The following is a 574-nucleotide window of genomic DNA, read 5'->3' as shown; positions in this document are numbered from 1 at the left end:
GGGGTCGAGAACTCCGCGACCGCGACGGGTACACCTTCCGGGGAGGACCCGGTGCCGTCTGAGCCCGACACGGTGGTGACGCCGGTCGATCAGGTGCCATCACTGTCGTTCGACAAGGTCGCCGGTGCTCCGGTGGATGTGAACGCGAACGGCATCACGGATGAGGGCGACACGATCGACTACACCTTCACCGTGACGAACACGGGGACCGTGACGGCGACCGACATCGCCGTGAGCGACCCGAAGGTCGGGACGGTGACGTGTGATGTCACGACCCTTGCCCCGGGCGAGGTCGCGAACTGCACCGCACCGACCTACACGGTCACGGCCGACGATGAGCAGGCGGGTGAGGTGGCGAACATCGCCACCGCGTCGGGGACGGATCCGAACGGCGACCCGGTCCCGTCCAACCCCGACAGCACGACCACCCCGGCTGTCGCGTCCGCCCCGAGTTCGACGATCGACAAGACCGCGGGCGCCCCCGTGGATGTCAACGGCAACGGCCTGACCGATGTGGGCGACACGATCGCGTACTCGTTCACGGTCACGAACACGGGCAACGTCCCGTTGTCGG

The 574-nt window shown here is 67.8% G+C and carries 1 protein-coding gene; it reads left to right on the top strand.

What is annotated here, in order from left to right:
* Positions 1-51 precede the first annotated feature (51 nt).
* Positions 52-574 (top strand): DUF11 domain-containing protein (locus DW297_RS15290; RefSeq protein ID WP_240744647.1); only part of this gene is annotated, 523 nt, incomplete at its 3' end.

The sequence above is a fragment of the Microbacterium sp. PF5 genome (genome assembly GCF_004794315.1).
In the GTDB taxonomy this organism is placed as follows: Bacteria; Actinomycetota; Actinomycetes; order Actinomycetales; family Microbacteriaceae; genus Microbacterium; species Microbacterium sufflavum.
Note: the sequence above shows the minus strand (reverse complement) of the source record. Positions and strands in the feature narration are given on the sequence as shown.